Raw genomic sequence first — 26,568 nt, forward strand, 5'->3', positions numbered from 1 at the left:
TTGCAGGAATCCTGCCAGCCCGGCGCAAGCGACTTCCCGGACGCAAAAAAACCGGCGTGTCGTGCGACGACGCCGGTTGTTCGGGCGGGCAAGAAGCGCGTTACTGCGCGCGCGGCAAGCCTTTGATCTGCGTGCCCGGCTTGATGCCTTTCGCGGCAAACCATCCCTTCGGCATTTCGAGCGCATACACGCCGTTGTTGCGCGGGCAGTGGTTGTTCTCGGTTTCGGCCTGCATCTCGTCGATGTCGGTGATCGTGCCGTCCGCGCGGATGAACGCGATCGACAGCGGGATCAGCGTGTTCTTCATCCAGAAGCAATGCACGGCGTTTTCATTGAACACGAAGAGCATGCCTTCGTTCGGTGCGAGCTGCGTGCGATACATGAGACCTTGCTCGCGATCGGCATCGTTCGCGGCGACGGCGGCGTCGATCACATACATGCCCGCGGTCAGCTTTGCACGCGGAAAGTCGGACGGCTGCTTGGCGCCGGGCGGCATCGTCTGCGCCTGTGCGAGCGGCAATGCGGCGAAGGGCAGGGCAAGCGCGATCACGCATGCGCGCGCGAGCTTGCCGAGGTTGATTTGTTGATTGAAGAAGCGCGAGACGAGATTCACGGCAAAGCTCCCTTTCTGATCGATGGCTTGCGCCTGAGCCGGACAAACCCCGCGCATGTTACTCGATGCGCAGGCACAAAACAAAAGGGCAGACGCCTTGCGGCCATCTGCCCTTTGAACGCCGTAAGGACGGCGGTAATGCTCGTTCTTGACTTCGCTATACCGCCTCTTACAAAAAACTTACTGAGCTGCCGAAGCGGCTGCCGGAGCCGACGCAGCGGCTGCCTTCTTGTGCGACTTCGACGACTTGTGCGACGTCTTCTTGTGAGCCGACTTGTGAGCCGACGAAGCAGCTGCCGGAGCAGCAGCGGCCGGTGCCGAAGCTTCTTGTGCGAAAGCAGCGGTTGCGAACAGGCCAGCGACGAGAGCAGCGATCAGTTTGTTCATCTGTGAATCCTCAGCTTGAGTTAATTAACCAAACGACCCGGTCATTGAGTCATGTCGGTAAACGAGCCACCTACCTTTCGGTTGACACTCGACATCGATAATTCAAATTCGATGCGACTGTGAACGCTTGAACCTTTCAAACTCCCTGGAGCACACAGGTAGTTGTAATCAGTTATTCGCTCATGCCGGATAGCTTTATGCGGCATCTGACGCCCTTAACGCGTCGCGTGAAGAGTCGGTTGACGCGATTTACAGAGAAAATTGCGCGGCGACAAAAAAATATCGGCGGCGCGATATGCGCTACTCGATCTCGATGACAGCACGTTTAAACACATCGCACTAAACGATGCACACGGCGATGCACACGGCCGATATTCAGGATAGTTGAATGCGATTCAACGAACGCGTTGCCACGGCGCGCGCGGGGCAACCTCGACGGTCTCGCCCGGCGCGAGGCCGAGCGTGAAGATATCGAGCGCGCCGATCGCGACGCGTACGAGCCGCAAGGTCGGAAAGCCGACTGCAGCCGTCATGCGCCGCACCTGCCGATTCTTGCCTTCGGTGATGGCGAGCTCGATCCACGTCGTCGGGATGGCGGCGCGATAGCGGATCGGCGGATTGCGTGGCCAGAGCGCTTCGATGTCGCGTTCGTCGACGAATGCGCTGCGGCACGGCTGCGTCACGTAATCGCCGAGATCGACGCCTTTCGAAAGACGCGCGAGCGCGGCTTCGTCGGGCGCGCCTTCGACTTGCGCCCAATAGCGCTTTACCAGCTTGTGACGCGGCTCCGCGATGCGGGCCTGGAGCGCGCCGTCGTCGGTGAGGAGGAGCAGGCCTTCGCTATCAGCGTCGAGCCGGCCCGCGGGATACACGCCCGGCGTCTTCACCCAGTCGCCGAGCGACGCGCGCGTCTCGTGCGCCGAAAACTGGCAGATGGTGCCGAAGGGCTTGTTCAGGGCGATAAGTGACATGCGAGGCGCGCGGCGTGATCGGATGCGGCATCTTAAAGCATGCGCGCGGCGGCTTTCGGGCGCGCCGGGACAAGCCAGCATGGTTAGAATGATGAAGTGAACTTCATCGCGCGGGTTCATCGCCCGCGCGTGCTGCATCGCATCGCTCTCTATCCAGTTTGCTTGCTTCCATTCAAGCCCGGCCTTATTTGGAGTCGACCATGCCGTATCAGCACATCAAGGTTCCGGAAGGCGGTGACAAGATCACCGTCAACGCGGACTTCTCGCTCAACGTCTCGGATCAGCCGATCATCCCGTATATCGAGGGCGACGGCACGGGCGTCGACATCACGCCGGTGATGATCAAGGTCGTCGATGCGGCGGTCGAGAAGGCCTACGGCGGCAAGCGCAAGATTCAATGGATGGAAATCTTCGCGGGCGAAAAGGCGACGCGCGTCTACGGCCCCGACGTGTGGCTGCCGGACGAAACGCTCGAAGTGGTGAAGGATTTCATCGTGTCGATCAAAGGGCCGCTCACGACGCCCGTCGGCGGCGGCATCCGCTCGCTGAACGTGGCGCTTCGTCAGCAACTCGATCTCTACGTGTGTCTGCGTCCGGTGCGCTACTTCAAGGGCGTGCCGTCGCCGGTGCGCGAACCGGAGAAGATCGACATGGTGATCTTCCGCGAGAATTCGGAAGACATCTACGCGGGCGTCGAATGGCCGGCGGATTCGCCCGAAGCGAAGAAGGTCATCAAGTTCCTGCGCGAAGAAATGGGCGTGAAGAAGATCCGCTTCCCTGATTCGTCGGGACTCGGCATCAAGCCCGTTTCGCGCGAGGGCACGGAGCGGCTCGTGCGCAAGGCGATCCAGTACGCGATCGACAACGATCGCCGCTCGGTGACGCTCGTGCACAAGGGCAACATCATGAAGTTCACCGAAGGCGCCTTCCGCGATTACGGCTACGCGCTCGCGCAGAAGGAGTTCGGCGCGGAACTGATCGACGGCGGCCCGTGGATGAAGGTGAAGAATCCGAAGTCGGGCAGCGATATCGTCGTGAAGGATGTGATCGCCGATGCGTTCCTTCAGCAAATCCTGCTGCGTCCCGCCGAATACGACGTGATCGCCACGCTCAACCTGAACGGCGACTACATCTCGGACGCGCTCGCGGCGCAGGTGGGCGGCATCGGCATCGCGCCGGGCGCGAACATGTCGGATTCCGTCGCGATGTTCGAGGCGACGCACGGCACGGCGCCGAAATACGCGGGCAAGGACTACGTGAATCCCGGTTCGGAAATTTTGTCCGCCGAAATGATGCTGCGCCATCTCGGCTGGTTCGAGGCCGCGGACCGCATCATTTCGTCGATGGAGCAGTCGATTCTTTCGAAGCGCGTCACGTACGACTTCGCGCGTTTGATGGAAGGCGCGACGCAAGTATCGTGTTCGGGTTTCGGAGAGGTGATGATCGAGAATATGTGAGGACTCACCTCGATTCGATGTGGTAAATAAAAACCCCGGAAGGCCTACGCCTTCCGGGGTTTTTATTTCGCGCACATGCCTCATATGCGTGCAACGCGCGAGGCATGAAAAAACCCGGCGCGAAGGCCGGGTTTCACGAGGCTAAGTCGATCGAACGGTCAGGCAGCGTCCTGAATGTTCGAAGCTTGTTTGCCTTTCGGTCCCTGGACGATCTCGAAGCTGACCTTCTGGCCTTCCTTGAGCGTCTTGAAACCGTTCATTTGAATCGCCGAGAAATGTGCGAACAGATCCTCGCCGCCTTCATCGGGCGTGATGAATCCGTAGCCTTTCGCGTCGTTGAACCATTTGACCGTACCAGTAGACATTCGTACTTCCCCTCTAACTCTTGTCGCACCCAGAGCACGCTCGAAAAGCTCGACGGCACACCCCACAATGTGAACCGCCCCCTCCTCACAAGCTCACCTCGGCCTCTTTTTTCGTCCGTGGTTGGCCCCCGGAAAAAAGTGCCAGTTTGATTGTTAAATCTCTTAAATCGGGTGTCAAGGAATTTTTGGGATAGCCGTTAAGCTCGTTGCAAAGAGCGCATTCGTAGGGTAATTCCTGCTTTGCGTGTGTGCTGCCGTCCAAGCAAGTCATCTTGAAAAGTCGCATAATCGACTCACTTGTGTGATACCCGGCGGCCCGCAGCGCTTGGTGCTCGGTTTGTTTTTTTTGAAGCTGTGCGATACTGGTTTCGACGAGGTGCAAGCGGGCCGCGCCGAAATGTTGGGCAGCGGCAGGATTCGATGGACGACACCTGTGCGAGTGCGGTTTTCAGCGACACATTCCGACCGGGCGGTCGGTGCTGGAGCGGCGATTGCGAGGACGTCCGTGATGTTTAGAATGGGTGTATGGCGATCAATCCCAACAAGCAGGATGGCACGGTACTGGAGCGGCAGGAGCAGAAGCTCAAGAAGCCGGCCATGTACAAGGTGGTGCTGCTGAATGACGACTTCACGCCGATGGAATTCGTCGTGATGATCGTGCAGGAATACTTCAATAAGGATCGTGAGACCGCGACGCAGATCATGCTCAAGGTTCATCGCGAAGGCAGGGGAGTTTGTGGGGTCTACACGCGAGACATTGCGTCGACCAAAGTTGAGCAAGTCGTTAGCCATGCACGGCAAGCGGGGCATCCGCTGCAGTGCGTGATGGAGGAAGCATGATTGCCCAGGAACTGGAAGTCAGTCTGCACATGGCGTTTATGGAAGCACGTCAGGCGCGGCATGAGTTCATAACGGTCGAGCACCTGTTGCTCGCCCTGTTGGACAATCCGACCGCGGCTGAAGTGTTGCGCGCCTGCGCAGCCAACATTGAAGATTTGCGTCAGAACCTGCGCAATTTCATTCATGACAACACGCCGACCGTGCCCGGCACGGACGACGTCGATACTCAGCCGACGCTTGGTTTCCAGCGCGTGATCCAGCGCGCGATCATGCACGTGCAATCGACTTCGAATGGCAAGAAGGAAGTGACCGGCGCGAACGTGCTGGTCGCGATCTTCGGCGAGAAGGACTCGCACGCGGTGTACTACCTGCAGCAGCAGGGCGTCACGCGTCTCGATGTCGTGAATTTCATTTCGCACGGCATTGCGAAGACGAATAGCGGCGACGCCGCCAAGGCGAGCAGCGAAGCGAATCCGGAATCGGAAGACGCCGCTGCGCAGAAGGAAACGCCGCTCGCGCAGTTCACGCAGAACCTCAACCAGCTCGCGAAGGACGGCAAGATCGATCCGCTGATCGGCCGTGAACTCGAAGTCGAGCGTGTGGTGCAGGTGCTGTGCCGCCGTCGCAAGAATAATCCGCTGCTCGTCGGCGAAGCCGGCGTCGGCAAGACGGCGATCGCCGAGGGCCTCGCATGGCGCATCACGCGCGGCGAAGTGCCGGACATCCTCGCCGATGCACAGGTCTACTCGCTCGACATGGGCGCGCTGCTCGCCGGCACGAAGTATCGCGGCGATTTCGAGCAACGTCTGAAGACGGTGTTGAAGGAACTGAAAGAGCGTCCGCACGCGATTCTGTTCATCGACGAAATTCATACGCTGATCGGCGCGGGCGCGGCATCGGGCGGCACGCTCGACGCATCGAACCTGCTGAAGCCGGCGTTGTCGTCGGGTCAGTTGAAGTGCATCGGCGCGACCACGTTCACGGAATATCGCGGCATCTTCGAGAAGGACGCGGCGTTGTCGCGGCGTTTCCAGAAGGTCGATGTCACCGAGCCGTCCGTCGAACAGACGGTGGCGATTCTGCGCGGCCTCAAGACGCGCTTCGAAGAGCATCACGGCGTGAAGTATTCGTCGGGTGCGCTGTCGGCGGCGGCGGAACTGTCGGCACGATTCATCACGGACCGTCATCTGCCGGACAAGGCCATCGACGTGATCGATGAAGCGGGCGCGGCGCAACGCATCCTGCCGAAGTCGAAGCAGAAGAAGACCATCGGCAAGAGCGAGATCGAAGAGATCATCTCGAAGATCGCGCGCGTGCCGGCGCAGAGCGTGTCACAGGATGACCGCAGCAAGCTCCAGACGCTCGATCGCGACCTGAAAGCCGTCGTGTTCGGTCAGGATCCGGCGATCGACGCGCTGTCGGCGTCGATCAAGATGGCGCGCGCGGGTCTCGGCAAGCTGGACAAGCCGATCGGCGCGTTCCTGTTCTCCGGCCCGACGGGCGTCGGCAAGACGGAGGTCGCGAAGCAGTTGGCGTTCACGCTGGGCATCGAACTGCTGCGCTTCGACATGTCGGAGTACATGGAACGCCATGCGGTCAGCCGTCTGATCGGCGCGCCGCCGGGCTATGTCGGTTTCGATCAGGGCGGTTTGCTGACCGAAGCCGTCACGAAGAAGCCGCATTGCGTGCTGCTCCTCGACGAAATCGAGAAGGCGCATCCGGACATCTACAACGTGCTCTTGCAGGTGATGGACCACGGCACGCTGACGGACAACAACGGCCGCAAGGCGGATTTCCGCAACGTCATCATCATCATGACGACGAACGCGGGCGCCGAGGCAATGGGCAAGGCGGTGATCGGCTTCACGTCGCGACGCGAGTCGGGCGACGAAATGGCCGACATCAAGCGCATGTTCACGCCGGAGTTCCGCAACCGTCTGGACCAGATCATCAGCTTCCGTTCGCTGGACGAGGAAATCATCCTGCGCGTGGTCGACAAGTTCCTCATGCAACTGGAAGATCAGTTGCACGAGAAGAAGGTCGATGCGGTCTTCACCGATTCGCTGCGCAAGCACCTGGCGAAGCACGGTTTCGATCCGCTGATGGGCGCGCGTCCGATGCAGCGTCTGATTCAGGACACGATCCGTCGCGCCTTGGCCGACGAGCTCCTGTTCGGCAAGCTGGTCAACGGCGGCCGCGTGACGGTCGATGTCGATGCGGACGACAAGGTGCAGCTGACGTTCGACGAAAACTCGGCGCCGCCGCGCAATCCGAATCCGGAAGCGATCGAAGTGGATTAACGCGTTTAAGGCGGGACGATAAGCGTGGACTCGAAAGAGCCCACGCTTTTTTTTGCGCGTTTCACAACAAGCCGTTCCATGCTCAAGCATGTTTAATGTATCCGTGTCCCATCGCATGAGTCTCGAAGTCCAGATGATGCGCGGAAACGAGCAAGCGCGTCTTCTGTTTGCGTCCTCACGGGTTGAGCGTTCCGACCATGATGTTAATCGAGCTGATGGTTACGATGCGCAAGTCTTTATCTCCAGTTGCACCTGAGAGCCGAAACTTGCCGTGTTCCCCGTTATTGCTGTGAAACGAGACTGCCGATGAGGGTTTTACGAAGTCCGGCGACACTCCGAATATGGTGAAAAATCTCCAGCCGATTCCTTGCATGCACGACGAATCGTGGTGATCGTCGGGGCTCGCCAGTACGGTTTCCAGAGGCGGGGGCGGAAGCGGGCCAAGGATGATTTCCTCGCAGTCATTGCCGTGTATGTCTGCATCTACTTGAATGGCGACAAGGTAGAACAGGCCGTTATACGACGTCGGAAACATTTGCGCGGTGTAGGTGTTGGAGTAGAAACTCACTTGAGCCACATCGAGCTTACTTACTACGGTAGAAGTTGTTTCGCCCAGAAGCGCCTGCCCATCACGGCCGGGGTTGCAGACTGATTGGACGCCAGCGTCATTGGAGTAAAACCAGTGGTCATAGAATTTGAATCCGCTGGCAGGCGGTGCAAGGCCGGACAGCGAGACGGTGGGAAATTCCAGTGCGAGCTGGTAGTTGTCTGAAAACATACATTCTTGGGCCATGATGCACTCCTAGAGATATGACTGTGAATCCTAAATAAAGCGGCGCGGATTAATCCAGTTGGATCGAGTATTGAAGCGGTCTACATGGCTACCTCCACCGGTTTATCAAGTCAGAGTCGACAACAAACATTTGAATCGGAATTTCGCAGCGGAAACGTGCGTGAAAACATTGGGCTCATCGTCAAGCGATGAACTCGATGCTGTCTCGAGCAACGCGCCGAGATAGCTGCAGTTATGTTGATGGAGATAGTCCGCGCGTTCTTTTGCTGTAGGGAGTTATAGGTTTGTAATGTCAAAATAACTGTGAAGGTTTGTAATACGCGCAAGCGATTTGATTGCGAGAATTTTCCTATTTGAAAGTTCGATATTTTGGATCGTTAAACAAAAACGCGGATTATCTAAAAGATAATCCGCGTTTCATCGGTAATCGAACTGATCAGTGGGACGATCTATGTCTCGTCCCAGCGCGAGTGCATTCGCTTTCAGTGTTTCCCGGTACTTCCAAATCCACCAAGCCCGCGCTCGCTCGCTTCGAAATCATCGACGATATTGAACTGCGCCTGCACGACCGGCACGATCACCATCTGTGCGAGACGCTCCATCGGGTTCAGCGTGAACGCGGTGTCGCCGCGATTCCACGTCGAAACCATCAGTTGGCCTTGATAATCCGAATCGATCAGCCCAACGAGATTGCCGAGAACGATGCCATGCTTGTGACCCAGACCCGAGCGCGGAAGGATCATCGCGGCATAGCCGGGATCGGCGAGATGAATGGCGAGGCCGGTCGGCACGAGCACGGTCTGATGCGGCTCGATGACGAGCGGCGCATCGAGGCACGCGCGCAGATCGAGGCCCGCGCTGCCGGGCGTGGCGTAGGCGGGCATGAAGTCGCGCATGCGCGCATCGAGAATCTTGACGTCGAGTTTCATAAATCGAGGCGTTATTGAATGGAATGGCCGAGCTCGAAAGCATCGGCGGGAAGTCGATAGGAGCGCGTGCGCGCGGCGTCGAGTTCGGTCACGACAACAGCGTGCCGCCGGTCTTCGGCGCGCGTTTTGCGATCTCCGCGATCAGCGTGCGCGCGAGTTCCTGCTTGCCGGCGCGCGGCAGCGGTGTCGTGCCGCTTTCTTCGAACAGCACGACTTCGTTGTCGTCGCGTCCGAACGTGAGCTGTCCGATATTGCCGATCAGCAGCGGCACGTTCTTGCGCTTGCGTTTCTCATCGCCATGAACCTCGAGATTGCCGCTTTCCGCCGCAAAGCCGACGCAAAAAGGCGGATTCGGCAGCTTCGCCACCGACGCGAGAATGTCCGGATTCTCGATGAAGTTGAACCTCGGCAACGCGTCGGCGGTCTTTTTGATCTTCTGTTCGCTGACGTGATCGACGCGCCAGTCCGCCACCGCGGCGACCGCGATGAAGATGTCGGTGTCAGGGGTCGCGGCCATCACCGCATCGTGCATTTCCTGCGCGGTCTGCACGTCTTCGCGATACACGCCCCACGGCGTCGGCAGGGAAACCGGACCGGCGACGAGATGCACGTCCGCGCCCGCCTGCGCCGCCGCGCGTGCGAGCGCGAAGCCCATCTTGCCCGACGAACGATTGGTGATGCCGCGGACCGGATCGAGCGGCTCGAAGGTCGGACCGGCGGTAATCAGCACGCGCTGGCCGCGCAGAATCTTCGGCTGAAAGAACGCGCAGATCGCTTCGAACGCGGCTTCCGGCTCGATCATGCGGCCGTCGCCGACTTCGCCGCACGCCTGCGAGCCCGAATCCGGACCGAGCACTTCGACGCCATCGGCGCGAAGCTGGCTGACATTGCGCTGCGTCGGCGGGCTTTGCCACATCTGGCGGTTCATCGCGGGCACGACGAGCAGCGGGCAATCGCGCGCGATGCACAGCGTCGAAAGCAGGTCGTCGCACATGCCATGCGCGAGCTTCGCCATGAAGTCGGTCGAGGCGGGCGCGATGACGATCGCATCCGCTTCGCGCGAAAGATCGATGTGCGGCATGTTGTTCGGCATGCGCGCATCCCACTGCGACGTGTACACGGGACGGCCCGACAGCGCCTGCATCGTGACGGGCGTGATGAACTGCGTGGCCGCTTCCGTCATCACGATCTGCACGGTTGCGCCGGCCTTGACGAGCAGGCGCGTCAGTTCGGCGATCTTGTAGCAGGCGATGCCGCCGGTCAGTCCTAAAACGAGATGTTTGCCCGCGAGTTCCAACTTGCCTCCATCGCAAAAGAACACGGCTCCGTGAGAGGAGCCGCGTCGTGAATATCAACGTGAACCGCGCACGCGCCGCAGTTCGTCGAAAATCAGCAGGACCGCGCCGACGGTGATCGCGCTATCGGCGAGGTTGAACGCCGGCCAGTGCCACGCGTTCACATGAAAATCCAGAAAGTCGATGACGTGCCCGTACGCAATCCGGTCGATGACATTGCCGATCGCACCGCCCATGATGAGCGACAACGCCGTGCAGAACATGCGCTGCCCCGAATGGCGCTTGAGCAGATAGCAAATCACGATCGCCGCGACGACGCCCAACGCCGTGAACGCCCAGCGCTGCCAGCCGCCCGCCATCGCGAGGAAGCTGAACGCCGCGCCGCGGTTGTAGACGAGCAGCAGATTGAAAAAGGGCGTGAGCGCATGCGGATCGCCATAGGCGAACACGCGCTGCACGGCGATCTTCGTCAACTGGTCGAACAGAATGACGATGAGCGCGACGCCGAGCCACGGCGCGAGCGAACCGCTGCTCGCGGTTCTAACGGAAGTTTGCTTTGCCATCGTTCGAGCCATTTATGCCGCGCCTCGCGTTTCGCCTGCGCCGAAGAGATTGGAGAAGCAGCGGCCGCAGAGGCCCGGATGTTCCGGGTGCGAGCCGACATCGGCGCAATAGTGCCAGCAGCGCTCGCACTTCATGTAGCTCGACGCGGCGACATCGACGCCTTCTTCTGCTTCGCTCGCCACCTTTTCCACTTGCGCCGACGACGTGATCAGCACGAAGCGCAATGCATCGCCGAGACTCGCGAGTGCGTCGTAACGCGCGCCGCTCGCACGAACCACGACTTCCGCCTGCAGCGACGAACCGATCTGATTGGCCGTGCGCGCTTCTTCGAGCGCCTTGGTGACGTCGCCGCGCGCGCTGCGGATGAGCGTCCACTTGTCGAGCAGATCGCCGCCGTTCGCGATCTCCGGATACGTCGCGAAGACTTCCGTGAAGATCGTTTCCTGACCGGGCTTGAGCACCTTGTACGCTTCTTCGGCCGTGAACGACAGATACGGCGCGACGAGACGCAACAAGCCGTGCGCGATATGGAACAGCGCGGTTTGCGCGCTGCGGCGCTCGCGCGAATCGGACTTCGTGGTGTAGAGGCGATCCTTCAGCACGTCGAGATAGAAGCCGCCGAGGTCTTCCGAGCAGAATGTCGCGATCTTCGCGACGACCGGATGGAATTCGTACTTCTCGTAGTGCGCGAGGGCGTCGTCCTGCAGATTGCGCGTGAGCGCGATGGCGTATCGATCGATTTCGAGCCAGTCCTGAACCGGCAGCGCGTTCTTGTCGAAATCGAAGTCCGACAGATTCGCGAGCAGGAAGCGCAGCGTGTTGCGGATACGGCGATACGTCTCCGTCACGCGCTTCAGGATTTCCTCGGAGATCGCGAGCTCGCCCGAATAGTCCGTCGATGCGATCCACAAACGGATGATTTCCGCGCCAAGGCGATTGGACACTTCGTGCGGATCGATGCCGTTGCCGAGCGACTTCGACATCTTGCGGCCTTCGCCATCGACGGTGAAGCCGTGCGTGAGCAGCGCGTCGTAGGGCGCGCGGCCGTCGAGCATCGACGCGGTGAGCAGCGACGAATGGAACCAGCCGCGATGCTGGTCCGAGCCTTCGAGATAGAGATCGGCCGGAAACTGCAGCGAATCCTTGTGCGAGCCGCGCAGCACGTGCCAGTGCGTCGTGCCGGAATCGAACCACACGTCGAGCGTGTCGCGGTTCTTCTCGTACATGTTGGCTTCGTCGCCGATCAGTTCGCGCGGATCGAGCGATTGCCACGTTTCGATGCCGCCTTCCTCCACACGCTTCGCCACTTCTTCCAGCAACTCCAGCGTGCGCGGATGCAGCTCGCCGGTTTCCTTGTGCACGAAGAACGCCATCGGCACGCCCCACTGACGCTGACGCGAAAGCGTCCAGTCCGGGCGATTCGCGATCATGCTGTAAAGACGCTGCTTGCCCCATGACGGATAAAACGCCGTGTTCTCGACGCCTTCCAGCGCGATCTCGCGCAGCGTGCGGCCGCCGTCCTTCGGCTTCACGTCCATGCCGGCGAACCATTGCGAGGTCGCGCGATAGATGATCGGCGTCTTGTGGCGCCAGCAGTGCATGTAGCTGTGCGTGTACTTTTCGCTCTTGAGCAGCGATCCCGCGCCTTCGAGCGCTTCGACGATCTGCGGATTCGCCTTCCAGATCGACAGCCCGCCGAACAGCGGCAACGATTCGATATAGCGGCCATCGCCCATCACCGGGTTGATGATGTCCGAGTCCGGCATGCCGTGCGCCTTGCACGACACGAAGTCTTCCACGCCATACGCCGGCGACGAATGCACGATGCCCGTGCCGCTTTCCGTCGTCACGTAATCGCCGAGATAGACCGGCGCCGTGCGCTTGTAGCCCGGATGCGCTGCCGCGAGCGGATGGTGGAAGCGCAGGTTCGCGAGCTTTTCGCCGGTCGTCGTCGCGATGACTTCGCCCGTCAGGCCGTAGTTCTGCAGGCACGCTTCGACGCGCTCCTGCGCGAGGATCAGGAGACCGCGCGGCGTATCGACGAGCGCGTAGACGATCTCCGGATGCACGTTCAGCGCCTGGTTCGCGGGAATGGTCCAGGGCGTCGTCGTCCAGATGACGATGCCGCCTTCCGTCTTCGGCAGCGCGGGCAGGCCGAACGCCTGCGCGGTCTTCTCCGGTTCGGCGAACGCGAACATGACGTCGATGGTCGGATCGGTCTTGTCCTTGTATTCGACTTCCGCTTCGGCCAGCGCCGAGCCGCAGTCGAAGCACCAGTTTACCGGCTTCAGGCCGCGGAACACGAAGCCCTTCTCCATGATCTTGCCGAGCGCGCGGATCTCGCCCGCTTCGTTGGCGAAGTTCATCGTCTTGTACGGATTGTCCCAGTCGCCGAGCACGCCCAGGCGCCGGAAGCCGACCTTCTGTTTTTCGATCTGCTCGCCCGCATACGCGCGCGCCTTCCGCATCACTTCGATGGCGGGCAGCGTCTTGCCGAACTGCTTTTCGATCTGGATTTCGATCGGCATGCCGTGGCAGTCCCAGCCCGGCACGTAGACCGCGTCGAAGCCCGCGAGATTGCGCGCCTTGACGATCATGTCCTTCAGGATCTTGTTGACGGCGTGACCGAGGTGGATGTCGCCGTTCGCATACGGCGGGCCGTCGTGCAGGATGAACTTCTTGCGGCCCTTCGACGCCGCGCGGATCTTCTCGTAGATCTTGTTGTCCTGCCACTCCTTGACCCACGCGGGTTCGCGCTTGGGCAGGTCGCCGCGCATCGGGAAGGGCGTGTCGAGCAGGTTGACGGGATACTTCGAGGAGGCTTTTTCTTTCTTGTCGCTCATGGGTGACTCAGTGAATTCGGTGAGACGGCGCTCGTCTTTTAGCGCGCGGTGATTCGGAAGCGGGGCAGCGGACGGCACAAGAACGCGCCGCACGCTCACCTAATTCGGTCGGTCGCCGAGATGGCGAAGCCCGTCGCGCGGCTGCCGGCGTTGCTCGCGGGCGGCAGGCCGAAGTACGCGCGCGCGTTGTCGACGTCTTTCGCGATGGCGCGGCCGAGCGTTTCGAGGTCGACGTACTTCTCCTCGTCGCGCAGCTTCTTCAGGAATTCGACGCGCACGAGCTTGCCGTAGGCGTCGCCGTGCCAGTCGAGCACGAACACTTCGAGCAGCACGCGGCCGGAATCGTCGACGGTCGGGCGCAGGCCGAGGCTCGCGACGGCGGGCAGCGGTTCATCGGCGAGGCCGTGCACGCGCACGACGAAGATGCCCGCGAGCGCCGGCCGTTTGTGCGCGATCGGCAGATTCAGCGTGGGAAAGCCGAGATCGCGTCCGAGCTTCGCGCCGTGCACGACGTGACCGCTGATGACATACGGGCGCCCGAGCGCGACTTGCGCCGCGTCGAGATCGCCCGCGACGAGCGACGCCCGCACCGACGACGACGATATGCGCGTGCCGTTCGGATGCGCGACTGTTGCCATCTGCTCGACTTCGAAGCCGTATTTCTCGCCGGCGGCTTTCAACGACTCGAAATTGCCCGCGCGTTTCGCGCCGTAGCAGAAGTCGTCGCCGACCATGACCCAGCGCGCGTGCAGGCCATCGACGATGACGTTCTTCACGAACGTATCCGGCGATTGTCCCGCGAACGTCTTGTTGAAATGCTCGACCACCACGCGATCGACGCCGTTGGTGCGCAGCGCTTCGAGCTTGTCGCGCAGCATCGCGATGCGCGGCGGCGCGCCCGCCGGATTGAAGAACTCGCGCGGATGCGGCTCGAAAGTCATCACGCAGACCGGCAGGCCGCGCGCGTCGGCGGCTGCCCGCACGTGCGCGAGCAGCGCCTGGTGGCCGCGATGGACACCGTCGAAATTGCCGATGGTCAGTGCGCAGGGCGCCCGGCTTTCGGCATTGGGGAGGCCGCGAAAGACTCTCACGATAGGCGATGGTCGGTGGGAGGGGCTGATGCTGCAAAGCGTTAGATTATAAACGCTCGCAAGGAGGGACGGGCGCGAGCGCCCCGGCGCGATGCCTGACCGAACCCGTTTGGCACGATTCTCGCACCCTTCGAATGATAAAATCCGCGGATGAAAAAAATCGTCATTCTGATCTCCGGACGCGGGAGCAACATGGAGGCCGTCGTGCGTGCATGCGCGCGCGAAGGCTGGCCGGCTCGCGTCTGCGCGGTCATTTCCAACCGGCCCGATGCCGCCGGGCTAGGCTTCGCGGCCGCGAACGGCATCGAAACGAACGTGGTGGATCATCGTCAGTTCGACGGTCGCGAATCGTTCGATGCCGCGCTCGCGCGTGAAATCGATCGCTTCGAGCCCGATCTCGTCGTATTGGCCGGCTTCATGCGCGTGCTGACCGACGCCTTCGTCGGGAAATATGCCGGGCGCATGCTCAACATTCATCCGTCGCTGCTGCCGTGTTTTCCGGGCTTGCGTACGCATCAGCAGGCGCTCGACGCAGGCGTGCGCGTGCACGGCGCAAGCGTGCATTTCGTGACGCCGACGCTCGATCACGGGCCGATCGTCGCGCAAGGCGCGGTGCCGGTCGTCGCCGGCGACGATGCCGCCGCGCTCGCCGCGCGCGTGCTCAAGGTCGAGCACGACATCTATCCGCGCGCGGTGCGCTGGTTTATCGAAGGGCGTCTTTCTATCGAAGGGGAGCGCGTCGCGCTCACGCCGTCTGAGCCGCAATGGCTCTTTGCCGACATTGCCGGGGAGGGCGTATGAGGCTGCATGGATTTCTGATCGGACAAACCGAAACGCTGCTTGCGGACGTGCTCCGCTTTTCCGGCCCCGCCGATGCCGCGACGAGCCGCTTTTTCCGCGCGCATCCGAAGCTCGGGCACGGCGAGCGCGGCGTGATCGCCGAGGCGGTTTTCGCGGTGCTGCGCCGGAAGATGGAGTTTTCGCATCTCGCGGAAAGCGGCAGCGGCAACCAGGCGCGCCGTCTGGCGCTGCTCGGGCTGATGCAGACGGCCGGGCTCTCCGCGCTGAAGCCGTTCGTCTCGGCCGATGAGTATCAATGGCTCTCGCAAGTCTCGAAGATCGATCCGGCGAGCTTGCCGGTGCGCGTGCGGACCAACCTGCCGCAGTGGATCTACGACGCGATGGGCAAGCGCTTCGAGCCGGAGGAACTCGCGCAGCTCGCCGCCGCGCTGAACTATCCCGCGCCGCTCGATCTGCGCTCGAATCCGATCAAGGCGGATCGCAAGGTCGTGCTGAAGGCGCTGACCGAAGCGGGCATCGACGCCGGCGAAATGCCGTTCGCGCCGTTCGGCATCCGCGTGGACGGCAAGCCGGCGCTCACGCGTCTCGCGCCGTTCCAGGAAGGCTGGATCGAAGTGCAGGACGAGGGTAGCCAGTTGCTCTGCTCGCTGATGGCCCCGCGCCGCGGCGAAATGATCGTCGATTTCTGCGCGGGCGCGGGCGGCAAGACGCTCGCCCTCGGCGCGATGATGCGCTCGACCGGCCGTCTCTACGCCTTCGACGTGTCCGATCGCCGGCTCGCGAAGCTCAAGCCGCGGCTTGCGCGCAGCGGTCTGTCGAACGTGAATCCGGTGCTGATCGACAGCGAGCACGACGCGAAGATCAAGCGTCTCGCGGGCAAGATCGACCGCGTGCTCGTCGATGCGCCGTGCTCGGGCCTCGGCACGCTGCGTCGCAATCCGGATCTGAAGTGGCGCCAGTCGCCCGCGACCGTCGCGGAACTCACGCCCAAGCAGCTCTCGATCCTGTCGAGCGCCGCGCGCCTCGTGAAGACCGGCGGCCGTCTCGTCTATGCGACCTGCTCGATGCTCGAAGCGGAGAACGAAGACGTCGTGAAGCAGTTCCTCGAGACGCATCCGAACTTCCGCGTCGTGCCCGCGCGCGACGTGCTGGCGGAACAGCGCATCGATCTCGATACGGGCGAATTCCTGTCGCTGTGGCCGCACAAGCACGGCACCGACGGCTTCTTCGCGGCGGTGCTGGAGCGCGTGCCGGACGCCGCAAAAGCGCCCAAAGCGGCCGAAGAAACCGCTTAAGCAATGCAGAACCACTTCCTGAACGAACTCTCCGCGCGGCTCTTCCGCGATTTCGGCGAGCCGGAAGTGATCTGGCAGGTGGCCGCGCTCGTCGGCCTGCTCGTAGTGGCGTGGTGGTGCGCGCGTCTGCTTCGCAAGAAGCTCGATGCGCGCCGCCAGTCGCGTTTCGAAGCCGTGCGCTTCGGCGCGGAAAGTCTCAACAAGGCGCTGTTTCCGTTGCTCGGCACGGTTTTCGTGTCGATCGCGCAGGTCGTGCTCGCGCCGTTCATCCATACGTCGCTGTTGCGGCTCGCGCTCGTGCCGCTGTGCGGCATCACCGTCATCTACACGATGCTCTACGTCGCGCGGCGCGTGTTCAGCCGCGGCCAGACGGAGCACGAGGCGAACGCGCTGCTGTATCTGTTCGAGAAACTCGTCACCGTGATCGTCTGGGTGACGATGGTGCTCACCGTCATGGGCATCCAGGACGACGTCGTCCACTGGATGGCGAGCGTGCGCTTCAACTTCGCGAACGCGCACATGACGCTGCTCTCGCTCGCCTCGGGCGTGCTGTGGGTGTGCGTGACGCTGATCGTCGCGATGTGGGCGGGCGCGCTGCTCGACGACCGCCTGATGCGCGCCCGCTCGCTCGACGCGAATCTCAAAGTGGTGCTCGCGCGCGTCGGCCGGGCGCTGATGATCCTCGCCGCCATTCTGGTGAGCTTGTCGATCGTCGGCATCGACATCACGGTGCTCGGCGTGTTCGGCGGCGCGCTCGGCGTCGGGCTGGGCTTCGGCTTGCAGAAGATCGCGAGCAATTACGTATCGGGCTTCATCATTCTGCTGGACCGCTCCTTGCGGCTCGGTGACATGATCAATGTCAGCGGAAATCAGGGCACGGTCACGCAGATTCGCACCCGATACACGGTGGTGCGCGGCCTCGACGGCATCGAAACGCTGATTCCGAACGAAAAGCTCATCACCGACGTGGTGCAGAACCATTCGTCGTTTCTCACGCGCGGCAACGCGAAGATCGCGGTGCAGGTGAGCTATCGCTGCGACGTCGAACGCGCGATGCAGTTGCTCGTCGAAGCAACGCAGGGCGTCGAGCGCGTGTTGCAGGACCCGGCGCCCGCGGCGCTGCTCGCGAGCTTCGGCGCGGACGGAATCAACCTCGAACTGAGCTTCTGGATCGAAGAGGCCGCCAAAGGTACAGGCGGCGTAAAGTCGCACGTAAATCGGGCGGTTTGGCGGTTATTCTGTGAGCATGGCATTGAAATCCCGTACGCTCAGCGCGAGATAAGGATTATCGACGGCGTGCCCCGCCCGGGCGGCGAATCGGTACTTAATGCCGGAAGCGGCGGTGAAAGCGCTGCGCCTGCCGCCTGATCGCTGATCGTCAGAACCAATCTTTCGATTTGGCGTCGGAATCAACACCAATTCGGGGCGTGAGTTTTTCCTCGTTTTGGTACGATTCAAAAAATTTCACCTTTAGGACAAAGACTTGGAACGCATGCAGTAGAATGCGATCGAACTTGCGCACGTTCCTTTCATGTGCCCAACGCGTTGTTCGAAGTCTGTTCGACCGGCCATTTTTCCCGAATTTCACAGCTACACAGGTAACTGCCTTGCTGAATTCTTCCCTTGAATTTCTCGCCAACGGATTGCTGGACTTCTCCTGGTGGCAGATTCTGCTGTTCACGCTTGCGATGACTCACGTCACGATCGCCGGCGTCACGATTTACCTGCACCGTTGCCAGGCGCATCGCGCGCTGGATCTGCATCCGGTCGCGAGCCACTTCTTCCGTTTCTGGCTGTGGATGACCACCGGCATGTTGACCGGCCAGTGGGCGGCGATCCACCGCAAGCACCACGCGAAGTGCGAAACCGAAGAAGATCCGCACAGCCCGCAGACGCGCGGCATCTGGAAGGTGCTGCTCGAAGGCGCGGAGCTTTATCGCGCGGAAGCGAAAAACGAAGAAACCATGCGCAAGTTCAGTCACGGCACGCCGAACGACTGGATGGAACGCAACGTCTACACGCGTTATCCGATCCTGGGCATCAGCATCATGATGGTCATCGACGTGGCGCTGTTCGGCATCGTCGGTCTGTCGGTCTGGGCCGTGCAGATGATCTGGATCCCGTTCTGGGCGGCGGGCGTCGTCAACGGTCTCGCGCACTGGTGGGGCTACCGCAACTTCAATTCGTCGGATGCATCGACGAACATCTTCCCGCTCGGCATTCTGATCGGCGGCGAAGAACTGCATAACAACCATCACACGTTCGCGACGTCCGCGAAGCTGTCGAGCAAGTGGTACGAGTTCGACATCGGCTGGCTGTACATCCGCATGATGTCGATGGTCGGCCTCGCGAAGGTCAAGAAGGTCGCGCCGACGCCGAAGCTCGCCGCCAGCAAGGCCGTCGTCGATCAGGACACGCTGCAGGCCGTGCTCGCCAACCGCTACGAAGTGATGGCGCGCTACGGCAAGGCGCTCAAGCACGCCTACGCGCAGGAACTGGCGAAGCTGAAGGAGGCCGGCGCGCGCGAGAAGTATCAGTTGATGCGCGGCGCGCGCAAGTGGTTCCACAAGGAAGAAGACGGCCTGAACGAGCCGCAGTTGAAGCAACTGCCGGAGCTGACTTCGGATAATCAGAAGCTGCGCACGTTCATCGAGCTGCGCAAGGATCTGTCGGCAATGTGGGATCGCTCCAACGCATCGCGCGAGCAACTCGTCACGCAATTGCAGGACTGGTGCCATCGCGCGGAAGAAAGCGGCATCAAGGCGCTGCAGGACTTCGCGTTGCGTCTGCGCCGCTACGCCTGACGCGCGATATCCGTTAAAATTTAAGGACGTCACAAGACCCCGCTCTGGCGGGGTCTTTGTTTTTGTGCAGCCGATTCTTGCGTTACGTTGTTGGCACGGAGCAGGGGACAGGGACATGGAAGCGATCAGGAGCGTCGAGTACGACCGGCCGCAAGGCCTGACGTGTGGAGTGGGCGAAGCGTGGGCGCGCGTGCCGGACGCACCGTCGGCCGAACGGAAGCGCGAGTTGAAGGAGCGCATTCGCGCGTTGCTCAAGCGCGAAGAAGCCGTGCTCGTCGCGCACTATTATGTCGACGCTGAGCTCCAGGAACTCGCCGACGAAACTGGCGGCTGCGTTGCCGATTCGCTCGAAATGGCGCGTTTCGGCCGCGATCATGCTGCGAAAACGCTGGTCGTCGCGGGCGTGCGCTTCATGGGCGAGACGGCCAAGATTCTGAGTCCGGACAAACGCGTGCTGATGCCCGACCTCGACGCGACCTGCTCGCTCGACCTCGGCTGCCCGGCCGACGAATTCTCAGCATTCTGCGACGCGCATCCGGACCGCACGGTCGTCGTGTACGCGAACACGAGCGCGGCCGTGAAGGCGCGCGCGGACTGGATGGTCACATCGTCGATCGGGCTTGAAATCGTCGCCGATCTACACGCGCGCGGCGAAAAAATCCTGTGGGCGCCGGATCGTCACCTCGGCAGCTACATCCAGAAGAAGACCGGCGCGGACATGCTGCTGTGGCAAGGTTCGTGTCTCGTCCACGACGAGTTCAAGGGCATCGAGCTCGACCTGCTGCGCAACGAATATCCCGACGCGAAAATCCTCGTGCACCCGGAATCGCCGGAAGGCGTCGTCGCGCTCGCGGATGTCGTCGGCTCGACCACGCAACTCATCGACGCCGCGGTGAAGCTGGACGCGAAGCGCTTCATCGTCGCGACGGACCTCGGCATCCTGCACAAGATGCGGCTCGCCGCGCCCGGCAAGATTTTCATCGAAGCGCCGACCGCCGGGAACAGCGCGACCTGCAAGAGCTGCGCGCACTGTCCGTGGATGGCGATGAACGGTCTCGCCAATCTCGCCGACGTGCTCGAACGCGGTCACAACGAGATTCACGTCGATCCGGCCATCGGGCAGCGCGCGCGCGTGCCGATCGATCGCATGCTCGACTTCGCGGCGCGTCACAAGAAACGCGTGCAGGCGAGCGGCGATCTCGCCAAGGACGGAACGCTGTTTTCGAACGTGGGAGCCGCGTGATGACGTATCCGGCGATTTTCGAGGAAGTCCGCAAGCAATACGGCGAAGCATTCGACGATGCGCTCGCACGCAATGTCGTCGATGCGCTCGAAGAAGACGTCGGCACGGGCGATCACACCGGGCGCCTCGTGCCCGCCGACGCCCGCCGCACCGCGCGCATCATCGTGCGCGAGGAAGCGGTGCTGTGCGGCGCGCCCTGGTTCGACGAAGTCATGCGCCGCGTCGATCCGACGATCGAAGTCGAATGGCAGTATCGCGAAGGCGATCGCATGGCGGCCAACTCCACGGTCGTACTGCTGCACGGCCCGGCGCGCTCGCTTCTGACGGCGGAGCGCAACGGCCTCAACTTCCTGCAATTGCTGTCGGGCGTCGCGACCGCCACGCGCCGCTATGTCGACGCGATCGAAGGCGCGCGCGCACGGATTCTGGACACTCGCAAGACGCTGCCGGGCTTGCGGCTCGCGCAGAAATACGCGGTGCGCGTCGGCGGCGGCGCGAATCAGCGCCTCGCGCTCTACGACGGCATTCTCATCAAGGAAAACCATATCGCAGCGGCGGGCGGCGTCGGCGCGGCGATGGATGCGGCGCTCGCGCTGAAGGCGGGCGTGCCGATCCAGATCGAGGTCGAAACGCTGGAGCAACTCGAGACGGCGCTCGCACATCGGGCCGAATCGATCCTGCTCGACAACTTCACGCTCGACATGATGCGCGACGCGGTGCGCATCACGGCCGGGCGCGCGTTGCTCGAAGTGTCGGGTGGCGTGAACTTCGACACGGTGCGCGCGATCGCGGACACGGGCGTCGATCGCATTTCCATCGGCGCGCTCACAAAAGACGTGCGCGCGGCCGATTTCTCGATGCGTCTGCTCTAAAGGCTCGTGCGGCGCGCGGCCGGCGGCATCAGCACCGTCGGCAGCGCTTTCGGCAAGGTCGCGGGCCAGTCGCGGCTGTAGTGCAGGCCGCGGCTCTCGCGGCGCGAGCACGCGCTTTCGACGATCAGCGACGCCACATCGACGAGATTGCGCAGTTCCAGCAGATCGCGGCTCACCTTGAAGTTGGCGTAGTACTCGTGAATCTCGTCGCGCAGCAGCGCGATGCGATGTTGCGCGCGCGCAAGGCGCTTGTCCGTGCGCACGATGCCGACGTAATTCCACATCAGGCGGCGCAGCTCGTCCCAATTGTGCGCGACGACGACTTCCTCGTCCGGATCGGACACGCGGCTTTCGTCCCAGTCGGGCAGTTGGGCGTGACAACCATTCGAGAAGCCGTCCGCTTCGATCGCCTGCGCCGCCGCGCGCCCGATCACGAGGCATTCCAGCAGGGAATTGCTCGCGAGCCGGTTCGCGCCGTGCAGACCCGTGTACGACGTCTCGCCGACCGCATACAGCCCCGGACGATCCGTGCGCCCCGCGAGGTCCGTGACGACGCCGCCGCAGGTGTAATGGGCGGCGGGCACGACGGGAATCGGCTCCTTCGCGATATCGATGCCGAATTCGGCGCAGCGCGCGAGGATCGTCGGAAAGTGCGCTTCGAGAAACGCGCGCGGCTGGTGGCTGATGTCGAGATACACGCAATCGATGCCACGCTTCTTGATCTCGAAGTCGATCGCGCGCGCGACGATATCGCGCGGCGCGAGCTCGGCGCGCTCGTCGTGCGCGGGCATGAAGCGCGTGCCGTCCGGCAGACGCAGCACGCCGCCTTCGCCGCGCACCGCTTCGGAGATCAGAAACGACTTCGCATACGGATGGAAGAGGCACGTCGGATGGAACTGGATGAACTCCATGTTCGCGACGCGGCAGCCCGCGCGCCACGCCATTGCGATGCCGTCGCCGGTCGCGGTGTCGGGATTGGTCGTATAGAGATAGACCTTGCCCGCGCCGCCTGTCGCGAGAACGGTGTGCGGCGCCTGGATCGTCACGGTGCGGCCCGAGTTCAGATCGAGCGCGTAAAGGCCGTGACAGCGATGGCCGGGCAGCCCGAGACGGTCGGACGTGATCAGGTCGATCGCGTAGTGATCTTCGAGGACGGTGATGTTCGGATGGTTGCGCACGCGTTCGGAAAGCGTCGTGACCACCGCGTGGCCGGTCGCGTCGGCGGCGTGGATGATGCGGCGATGACTGTGACCGCCTTCGCGCGTCAGATGGAAGCCGAGTTCGGCGGAGACATCGCGCGTGAAGGGCACGCCTTCGTCGATGAGCCATTCGATCGCGGCGCGCCCGTTTTCGACGATGAAGCGCGTCGCGGCTTCGTCGCACAGTCCGCCGCCCGCGACGAGCGTATCGTCGACGTGATTGTCGACGCTGTCGGCGGAGTCCAGCACCGCCGCGATGCCGCCTTGCGCCCAATCGCTCGCGCCGACGCTCGCCGCGCGCTTCGCGAGAATCGCGACGCGCCGCGTCTCGGCCAGATTGAGCGCGACGCTCAGACCCGCGAGGCCGCTTCCTACGATCGCCACATCGAAATTCATGCTGCCGGTTCTCCGTCCGTGTTCTTCGTCGATAGCCGTCAAGCATAACGCGCATGAACAGTCCGTGACAGCGAAAACCCCCGCACGATCGTGTGCAAAGCGTGTTAAAGCGGCGCCGGAAAACAAAAAGCCCCGCGAGGTGCGGGGCTTTCTGCTGTCTTCGTGCAGGCTACTCAAAAATCAAGCGGCTTACTTGATCTTGGTTTCCTTGTACTCAACGTGCTTGCGGACGACCGGATCAAATTTCTTGATCAGCATCTTTTCCGGCATGTTGCGCTTGTTCTTGGTCGTCGTGTAGAAGTGACCCGTGCCTGCGGTCGATTCCAGCTTGATCTTGTCGCGTGCGCCCTTGGCCATGTGCGTGCTCCTTAGATTTCACCGCGTGCGCGCAGGTCTGCGAGCACGGCGTCAATACCGTTCTTGTCGATCAGGCGCAGGCCGGCGTTCGAAACGCGCAGACGCACCCAGCGATTTTCACTTTCAACGAAGAAACGGCGATTCTGCAGGTTCGGCAGGAAGCGACGCTTGGTCTTGTTGTTTGCGTGGGAAACGTTGTTGCCCGACATCGGGCCTTTCCCAGTTACTTGGCATACGCGTGCCATGGTGACACTCCTAATACACGTTGAGTCCGAGACGAACGCTCGAATCGAAAGCACTCGCTTTCAGCTTCGATGCCTCTTATCGCCCAATTTGCCGATCGGGGACTTGGCAGCACGGTTATGCCAATGAGGGCCGCATTCGTTCAGAACAGGCGGGTTGAGAAAAGCAAACGAGGATTCTAACAGGAAAAACGCTGCAATATCAAACGTTTTATGCCGTCACAGCCAGCCATGCCGCGCGAACGAGAAGACCTCGTTCGCCGCCACGACGATGTGATCGAGCAGCCGCACGTCGATGAGCGTCAGCGCGTCCTGCAGCGTCTTGGTGAGTCGCCGGTCGTTCGCGCTCGGCTCGACGCCGCCCGACGGATGATTATGCGCGACGATGAGCCCCGCCGCGTTCAGCGTGAGCGCGCGCCGCACGATCTCACGCGGATACACGGCCACGCGCGTCAGCGAGCCGCGCGCCGACTCCTCGACATGCAGCAACTGATGGCGCGCATCCAGATACAGAGAGATGAACACCTCGTAGGGCCGCGTGCCGATCAAGAGCCGCAGATAGTCTTCCACCGCGCCCGGCGCGTTCAGCAGTTCGCGATCGCGCGCCTTCTCGGCGAGCGCGCGCCGGCACAATTCCGATACGGCGATGAGCGTCGCCGCCCGCGCCGGCCCGATGCCGCGCAGTTCGCGCAATTCCGCCGCCGACGCGTCCAGCACGCCGCGCAGCGACCCGAAACGCAGCAGAAGCTGACGCGCCACATCGACGGCCGTGGCCCCCGGAAGGCCGGTGCGCAGGAACAAGGCGAACAGTTCCGCGTCCGACAGCGACGCCGGGCCTATATCGAGCAGGCGTTCGCGCGGCCGGTCCGCGCGCGCCCACTTGCGGATCGGCAGGAGAGGCGCGATCGCGGACAAACTGTCGCCGTCGGGTGCGACGAGCGGCGGCACGAGCCGCAGATCGGCGCTCATCGCGGTGCTCCCGGACCGCGTGGCGTGCGGGCAAGCGCACACGGGACTGAGCCGCGTGACGCGTGCTGCCACAACTCTGTCTTACAATAGCGGTTTTGGCGTCCGGTTCGCACGGGCGCCGTGCGGTTCGCTGCCACGCGCCGAAGAGCCGCCCCATGCGGGGCCTGCGCCCTGCCTTCAAACGAACGGCCACATCCAATACTCATGAGCATCATCGATATCTCCGAGGTGAAACCCGGTTCGCACGTCACGCTTCATTACCGGCTCGCGCTTGCCGATGGTGCTGACATCGTCAATACGTTCGCCGACAAGCCCGCGACGCTTCTGCTAGGCGCAGGGCAACTCGCCGAACCGTTGGAAGAGATTTTGCTGGGACTGAAGGTCGGCCACCATTCGACCTTTCAGCTAACGCCGGATCAGGCGTTCGGGCCGCGCAATCCGGAACTGGTCCAGTGGGTGTCGCTCGCGACGCTGCGCGAAAACAGCATGATCGGCGAGGATTTTTCTCCCGGCGATCTCGTCGAATTCAACGCGCCGAACGGCGGGCGCTACGCCGGCGTGCTGAAGGAAGTCGGCGAAACGGCGGCACTGTTCGATTTCAATCACCCGCTCGCGGGCCAGGCGCTCGTCTTCGAAGTGAAAATCATCGGGATTCTGTAACCATGATTGAAAGCCTCAACGAAGTTCAGACCGACGTCGAAATCCTGCTCGCGCAGCCGCGCGGGTTTTGCGCGGGCGTCGATCGCGCGATCGAGATCGTCGAGCGTGCGATCAAACTGTTCGGCGCGCCCATCTACGTGCGCCATGAGATCGTGCATAACGCATATGTCGTCGCCGATCTGCGCAAGAAGGGCGCGATTTTCATCGAAGAGCTGTCCGACGTGCCCGAAGGCGCGACACTGATCTTCAGCGCGCACGGCGTCTCGAAAGCGGTGCGCAGCGAAGCGGAGGCGCGCGGCCTGCGCGTGTTCGACGCAACGTGCCCGCTCGTGACCAAGGTGCATATCGAAGTCGCGAAGATGCGTCAGGAAGGCTTCGACATCGTGATGATCGGCCACAAGGGTCATCCGGAAGTCGAAGGCACGATGGGCCAGTCGGGCGAGGGCATGCATCTCGTCGAGGATATCGACGACGTGCTGAAGCTCGATCTGCCCGATCCGCAGCGCATCGCGTACGTGACGCAGACGACGCTTTCGGTCGACGATGCCTCCGCGATCATCGACGCGCTCAAGAGCAAGTATCCCGAGATCAAGGAGCCGAAGAAGCAGGACATCTGCTACGCGACGCAAAATCGCCAGGACGCGGTGAAATTTCTCGCGCCGCAGTGCGACGTCGTGATCGTCGTCGGCAGCCCGAACAGCTCGAATTCGAGCCGTCTGCGTGAAGTCGCTGAGAAGCGCGGCATCCCTTCTTATATGGTCGATTCGCCGACGCAGATCGATCCGCGGTGGGTCGAAGGCAAGAAGCGCATCGGCGTGACGGCGGGCGCATCGGCGCCGGAAGTGCTGGCTCAGGCCGTGATCGCGCGTCTGCGTGAACTCGGCGTGCGCAACGTGCGCTCGCTCGAAGGCATCGAAGAGACGATCTCGTTTCCGCTGCCGCGCGGACTGTCGCTGCCGCAGTAACTAGCGGCCTTCCTCTAAAAAAGCGCCTGCGGGCGCTTTTTTTTCGCGCTTGAAACCCATCGGGCGCCATCGAAACGGAACCCTCACGCGAGAGATGACACCAAGCGTAAGCACCGATATGGGGCGCGCGCCGCGACGAGCAATTTCGCCGAAAGCCTTCAGGGTTTCCCCGTAAATCGGATAAGCAAACGTAACCGTCGGAACCGATCGATTAAACCTGTTCCCGTTGTGGTGCAACTGCTGCACAAATGCGGATCGCAACCCGGTTGCGCTCTAGCCGGAAAATCGCTCGAAAATGCTGGTTGCAATGCTGGAAA

General features: G+C 62.1%; 25 protein-coding genes. 11 read left to right on the plus strand and 14 right to left on the minus strand.

Going from position 1 to position 26,568, the window contains the following annotated elements; all coding sequences use genetic code 11:
• Positions 1-100: 100 nt before the first annotated feature.
• The 3 genes from LDZ23_RS02600 to LDZ23_RS02610 all read right to left on the minus strand — a co-directional run bounded on the left by LDZ23_RS02600 (position 101) and on the right by LDZ23_RS02610 (position 1,971).
• Positions 101-670, minus strand: coding sequence for a DUF192 domain-containing protein (locus LDZ23_RS02600; protein WP_008351215.1), 570 nt, complete (start codon positions 668-670; stop codon positions 101-103).
• A gap of 123 nt (positions 671-793) precedes the next feature.
• Positions 794-1,000: a hypothetical protein gene (locus LDZ23_RS02605; RefSeq protein WP_075583544.1), complete on the minus strand. Its 207-nt coding sequence runs from the start codon at positions 998-1,000 to the stop codon at positions 794-796.
• A gap of 395 nt (positions 1,001-1,395) precedes the next feature.
• The gene (locus tag LDZ23_RS02610; RefSeq protein WP_008351207.1) at positions 1,396-1,971 is read right to left on the minus strand and encodes a pseudouridine synthase; all 576 of its coding nucleotides are present in this window, start codon (positions 1,969-1,971) and stop codon (positions 1,396-1,398) included.
• Between the two features lie 200 nt (positions 1,972-2,171).
• On the opposite strand from LDZ23_RS02610, the gene icd reads away from it, so the two are divergent.
• Positions 2,172-3,428: an NADP-dependent isocitrate dehydrogenase gene (gene icd / locus LDZ23_RS02615; RefSeq protein ID WP_008351202.1), complete on the plus strand. Its 1,257-nt coding sequence runs from the start codon at positions 2,172-2,174 to the stop codon at positions 3,426-3,428.
• A 158-nt stretch (positions 3,429-3,586) separates the two neighbouring features.
• Here the strand turns inward: icd and cspD are convergent, their stop codons facing one another.
• Positions 3,587-3,793: a cold shock domain-containing protein CspD gene (gene cspD / locus LDZ23_RS02620; protein ID WP_008351201.1), complete on the minus strand. Its 207-nt coding sequence runs from the start codon at positions 3,791-3,793 to the stop codon at positions 3,587-3,589.
• A gap of 525 nt (positions 3,794-4,318) precedes the next feature.
• Between cspD and clpS the strand changes: the two genes are divergently transcribed.
• Positions 4,319-4,633 carry an ATP-dependent Clp protease adapter ClpS gene (gene clpS, locus LDZ23_RS02625; protein WP_008351199.1) on the plus strand — a complete coding sequence of 105 codons (315 nt, stop codon included), beginning with the start codon at positions 4,319-4,321 and terminating at the stop codon, positions 4,631-4,633.
• On the plus strand, positions 4,630-6,933 hold the full coding sequence (clpA, locus tag LDZ23_RS02630; RefSeq protein WP_008351197.1) for an ATP-dependent Clp protease ATP-binding subunit ClpA: 2,304 nt from the start codon (positions 4,630-4,632) through the stop codon (positions 6,931-6,933). The genes clpS and clpA overlap by 4 nt, the downstream gene beginning before the upstream one ends.
• A gap of 175 nt (positions 6,934-7,108) precedes the next feature.
• Here clpA and LDZ23_RS02635 read toward each other — a convergent pair whose 3' ends face one another.
• The 6 genes from LDZ23_RS02635 to LDZ23_RS02660 all read right to left on the minus strand — a co-directional run bounded on the left by LDZ23_RS02635 (position 7,109) and on the right by LDZ23_RS02660 (position 14,448).
• On the minus strand, positions 7,109-7,726 hold the full coding sequence (locus LDZ23_RS02635) for a hypothetical protein (RefSeq protein WP_244807742.1): 618 nt from the start codon (positions 7,724-7,726) through the stop codon (positions 7,109-7,111).
• A 482-nt stretch (positions 7,727-8,208) separates the two neighbouring features.
• On the minus strand, positions 8,209-8,655 hold the full coding sequence (gene dut, locus LDZ23_RS02640; protein ID WP_008351195.1) for a dUTP diphosphatase: 447 nt from the start codon (positions 8,653-8,655) through the stop codon (positions 8,209-8,211).
• 88 nt (positions 8,656-8,743) lie between these two features.
• A complete protein-coding gene (gene coaBC, locus LDZ23_RS02645) occupies positions 8,744-9,952 on the minus strand; it encodes a bifunctional phosphopantothenoylcysteine decarboxylase/phosphopantothenate--cysteine ligase CoaBC (protein ID WP_244807743.1) in 1,209 nt (402 codons plus the stop codon).
• 54 nt (positions 9,953-10,006) lie between these two features.
• The gene (gene lspA / locus LDZ23_RS02650) at positions 10,007-10,525 is read right to left on the minus strand and encodes a signal peptidase II (RefSeq protein WP_033537118.1); all 519 of its coding nucleotides are present in this window, start codon (positions 10,523-10,525) and stop codon (positions 10,007-10,009) included.
• The gene (ileS, locus tag LDZ23_RS02655; RefSeq protein WP_244807744.1) at positions 10,526-13,357 is read right to left on the minus strand and encodes an isoleucine--tRNA ligase; all 2,832 of its coding nucleotides are present in this window, start codon (positions 13,355-13,357) and stop codon (positions 10,526-10,528) included.
• A 95-nt stretch (positions 13,358-13,452) separates the two neighbouring features.
• The gene (locus LDZ23_RS02660) at positions 13,453-14,448 is read right to left on the minus strand and encodes a bifunctional riboflavin kinase/FAD synthetase (RefSeq protein WP_008351191.1); all 996 of its coding nucleotides are present in this window, start codon (positions 14,446-14,448) and stop codon (positions 13,453-13,455) included.
• Between the two features lie 150 nt (positions 14,449-14,598).
• Between LDZ23_RS02660 and purN the strand changes: the two genes are divergently transcribed.
• From purN to nadC, 6 genes are all read left to right on the plus strand, one after another.
• Positions 14,599-15,249: a phosphoribosylglycinamide formyltransferase gene (gene purN, locus LDZ23_RS02665; protein WP_244807745.1), complete on the plus strand. Its 651-nt coding sequence runs from the start codon at positions 14,599-14,601 to the stop codon at positions 15,247-15,249.
• Positions 15,246-16,544, plus strand: a complete 1,299-nt coding sequence (locus tag LDZ23_RS02670; protein ID WP_008351189.1) for an RsmB/NOP family class I SAM-dependent RNA methyltransferase — start codon at positions 15,246-15,248, stop codon at positions 16,542-16,544. The genes purN and LDZ23_RS02670 overlap by 4 nt, the downstream gene beginning before the upstream one ends.
• A gap of 3 nt (positions 16,545-16,547) precedes the next feature.
• Complete coding sequence (locus LDZ23_RS02675) at positions 16,548-17,912, plus strand: mechanosensitive ion channel family protein (RefSeq protein ID WP_175982812.1); 1,365 nt, start codon at positions 16,548-16,550, stop codon at positions 17,910-17,912.
• A gap of 239 nt (positions 17,913-18,151) precedes the next feature.
• Complete coding sequence (locus LDZ23_RS02680; protein WP_008351187.1) at positions 18,152-19,348, plus strand: DesA family fatty acid desaturase; 1,197 nt, start codon at positions 18,152-18,154, stop codon at positions 19,346-19,348.
• A gap of 115 nt (positions 19,349-19,463) precedes the next feature.
• The gene (gene nadA / locus LDZ23_RS02685; RefSeq protein WP_034472958.1) at positions 19,464-20,591 is read left to right on the plus strand and encodes a quinolinate synthase NadA; all 1,128 of its coding nucleotides are present in this window, start codon (positions 19,464-19,466) and stop codon (positions 20,589-20,591) included.
• Positions 20,591-21,463: a carboxylating nicotinate-nucleotide diphosphorylase gene (gene nadC / locus LDZ23_RS02690; RefSeq protein ID WP_244807746.1), complete on the plus strand. Its 873-nt coding sequence runs from the start codon at positions 20,591-20,593 to the stop codon at positions 21,461-21,463. Before nadA ends, nadC begins: the two co-directional genes overlap by 1 nt.
• Here nadC and nadB read toward each other — a convergent pair.
• From nadB to radC, 4 genes are all read right to left on the minus strand, one after another.
• Positions 21,460-23,058, minus strand: a complete 1,599-nt coding sequence (gene nadB / locus LDZ23_RS02695) for an L-aspartate oxidase (RefSeq protein ID WP_244807747.1) — start codon at positions 23,056-23,058, stop codon at positions 21,460-21,462. The genes nadC and nadB overlap by 4 nt on opposite strands.
• A 189-nt stretch (positions 23,059-23,247) precedes the next feature.
• Positions 23,248-23,415 (minus strand): 50S ribosomal protein L33, encoded by a 168-nt coding sequence (gene rpmG / locus LDZ23_RS02700; RefSeq protein ID WP_007180630.1) that lies wholly within the window; start codon positions 23,413-23,415, stop codon positions 23,248-23,250.
• Between the two features lie 11 nt (positions 23,416-23,426).
• Positions 23,427-23,660, minus strand: coding sequence for a 50S ribosomal protein L28 (gene rpmB, locus LDZ23_RS02705; RefSeq protein WP_008351171.1), 234 nt, complete (start codon positions 23,658-23,660; stop codon positions 23,427-23,429).
• Between the two features lie 216 nt (positions 23,661-23,876).
• Positions 23,877-24,626 carry a RadC family protein gene (gene radC / locus LDZ23_RS02710; RefSeq protein ID WP_081851872.1) on the minus strand — a complete coding sequence of 250 codons (750 nt, stop codon included), beginning with the start codon at positions 24,624-24,626 and terminating at the stop codon, positions 23,877-23,879.
• Between the two features lie 204 nt (positions 24,627-24,830).
• Between radC and LDZ23_RS02715 the strand changes: the two genes are divergently transcribed.
• A complete protein-coding gene (locus tag LDZ23_RS02715) occupies positions 24,831-25,286 on the plus strand; it encodes an FKBP-type peptidyl-prolyl cis-trans isomerase (RefSeq protein ID WP_008351167.1) in 456 nt (151 codons plus the stop codon).
• Between the two features lie 2 nt (positions 25,287-25,288).
• The gene (ispH, locus tag LDZ23_RS02720; protein ID WP_008351164.1) at positions 25,289-26,251 is read left to right on the plus strand and encodes a 4-hydroxy-3-methylbut-2-enyl diphosphate reductase; all 963 of its coding nucleotides are present in this window, start codon (positions 25,289-25,291) and stop codon (positions 26,249-26,251) included.
• Positions 26,252-26,568 lie beyond the last annotated feature (317 nt).

Origin of the sequence: Caballeronia zhejiangensis (genome assembly GCF_022879815.1) — a bacterium.
Lineage (GTDB): Bacteria > Pseudomonadota > Gammaproteobacteria > Burkholderiales > Burkholderiaceae > Caballeronia > Caballeronia zhejiangensis.

Excerpts from the sequence above, each read along its gene's own strand:
- rpmG (WP_007180630.1), bottom strand. The coding sequence starts at position 23,415 with ATGGCCAAGGGCGCACGCGACAAGATCAAGCTGGAATCGACCGCAGGC.
- nadB (WP_244807747.1), bottom strand. The coding sequence starts at position 23,058 with ATGAATTTCGATGTGGCGATCGTAGGAAGCGGCCTCGCGGGTCTGAGC.
- LDZ23_RS02670 (WP_008351189.1), top strand. The coding sequence starts at position 15,246 with ATGAGGCTGCATGGATTTCTGATCGGACAAACCGAAACGCTGCTTGCG.
- LDZ23_RS02605 (WP_075583544.1), bottom strand. The coding sequence starts at position 1,000 with ATGAACAAACTGATCGCTGCTCTCGTCGCTGGCCTGTTCGCAACCGCT.
- LDZ23_RS02610 (WP_008351207.1), bottom strand. The coding sequence starts at position 1,971 with ATGTCACTTATCGCCCTGAACAAGCCCTTCGGCACCATCTGCCAGTTT.
- dut (WP_008351195.1), bottom strand. The coding sequence starts at position 8,655 with ATGAAACTCGACGTCAAGATTCTCGATGCGCGCATGCGCGACTTCATG.
- cspD (WP_008351201.1), bottom strand. The coding sequence starts at position 3,793 with ATGTCTACTGGTACGGTCAAATGGTTCAACGACGCGAAAGGCTACGGA.
- lspA (WP_033537118.1), bottom strand. The coding sequence starts at position 10,525 with ATGGCTCGAACGATGGCAAAGCAAACTTCCGTTAGAACCGCGAGCAGC.
- nadC (WP_244807746.1), top strand. The coding sequence starts at position 20,591 with ATGACGTATCCGGCGATTTTCGAGGAAGTCCGCAAGCAATACGGCGAA.
- radC (WP_081851872.1), bottom strand. The coding sequence starts at position 24,626 with ATGAGCGCCGATCTGCGGCTCGTGCCGCCGCTCGTCGCACCCGACGGC.
- ispH (WP_008351164.1), top strand. The coding sequence starts at position 25,289 with ATGATTGAAAGCCTCAACGAAGTTCAGACCGACGTCGAAATCCTGCTC.
- clpA (WP_008351197.1), top strand. The coding sequence starts at position 4,630 with ATGATTGCCCAGGAACTGGAAGTCAGTCTGCACATGGCGTTTATGGAA.
- ileS (WP_244807744.1), bottom strand. The coding sequence starts at position 13,357 with ATGAGCGACAAGAAAGAAAAAGCCTCCTCGAAGTATCCCGTCAACCTG.
- rpmB (WP_008351171.1), bottom strand. The coding sequence starts at position 23,660 with ATGGCACGCGTATGCCAAGTAACTGGGAAAGGCCCGATGTCGGGCAAC.
- nadA (WP_034472958.1), top strand. The coding sequence starts at position 19,464 with ATGGAAGCGATCAGGAGCGTCGAGTACGACCGGCCGCAAGGCCTGACG.
- clpS (WP_008351199.1), top strand. The coding sequence starts at position 4,319 with ATGGCGATCAATCCCAACAAGCAGGATGGCACGGTACTGGAGCGGCAG.
- purN (WP_244807745.1), top strand. The coding sequence starts at position 14,599 with ATGAAAAAAATCGTCATTCTGATCTCCGGACGCGGGAGCAACATGGAG.
- LDZ23_RS02600 (WP_008351215.1), bottom strand. The coding sequence starts at position 670 with ATGCGCGGGGTTTGTCCGGCTCAGGCGCAAGCCATCGATCAGAAAGGG.
- icd (WP_008351202.1), top strand. The coding sequence starts at position 2,172 with ATGCCGTATCAGCACATCAAGGTTCCGGAAGGCGGTGACAAGATCACC.
- LDZ23_RS02715 (WP_008351167.1), top strand. The coding sequence starts at position 24,831 with ATGAGCATCATCGATATCTCCGAGGTGAAACCCGGTTCGCACGTCACG.
- LDZ23_RS02635 (WP_244807742.1), bottom strand. The coding sequence starts at position 7,726 with ATGGCCCAAGAATGTATGTTTTCAGACAACTACCAGCTCGCACTGGAA.
- LDZ23_RS02675 (WP_175982812.1), top strand. The coding sequence starts at position 16,548 with ATGCAGAACCACTTCCTGAACGAACTCTCCGCGCGGCTCTTCCGCGAT.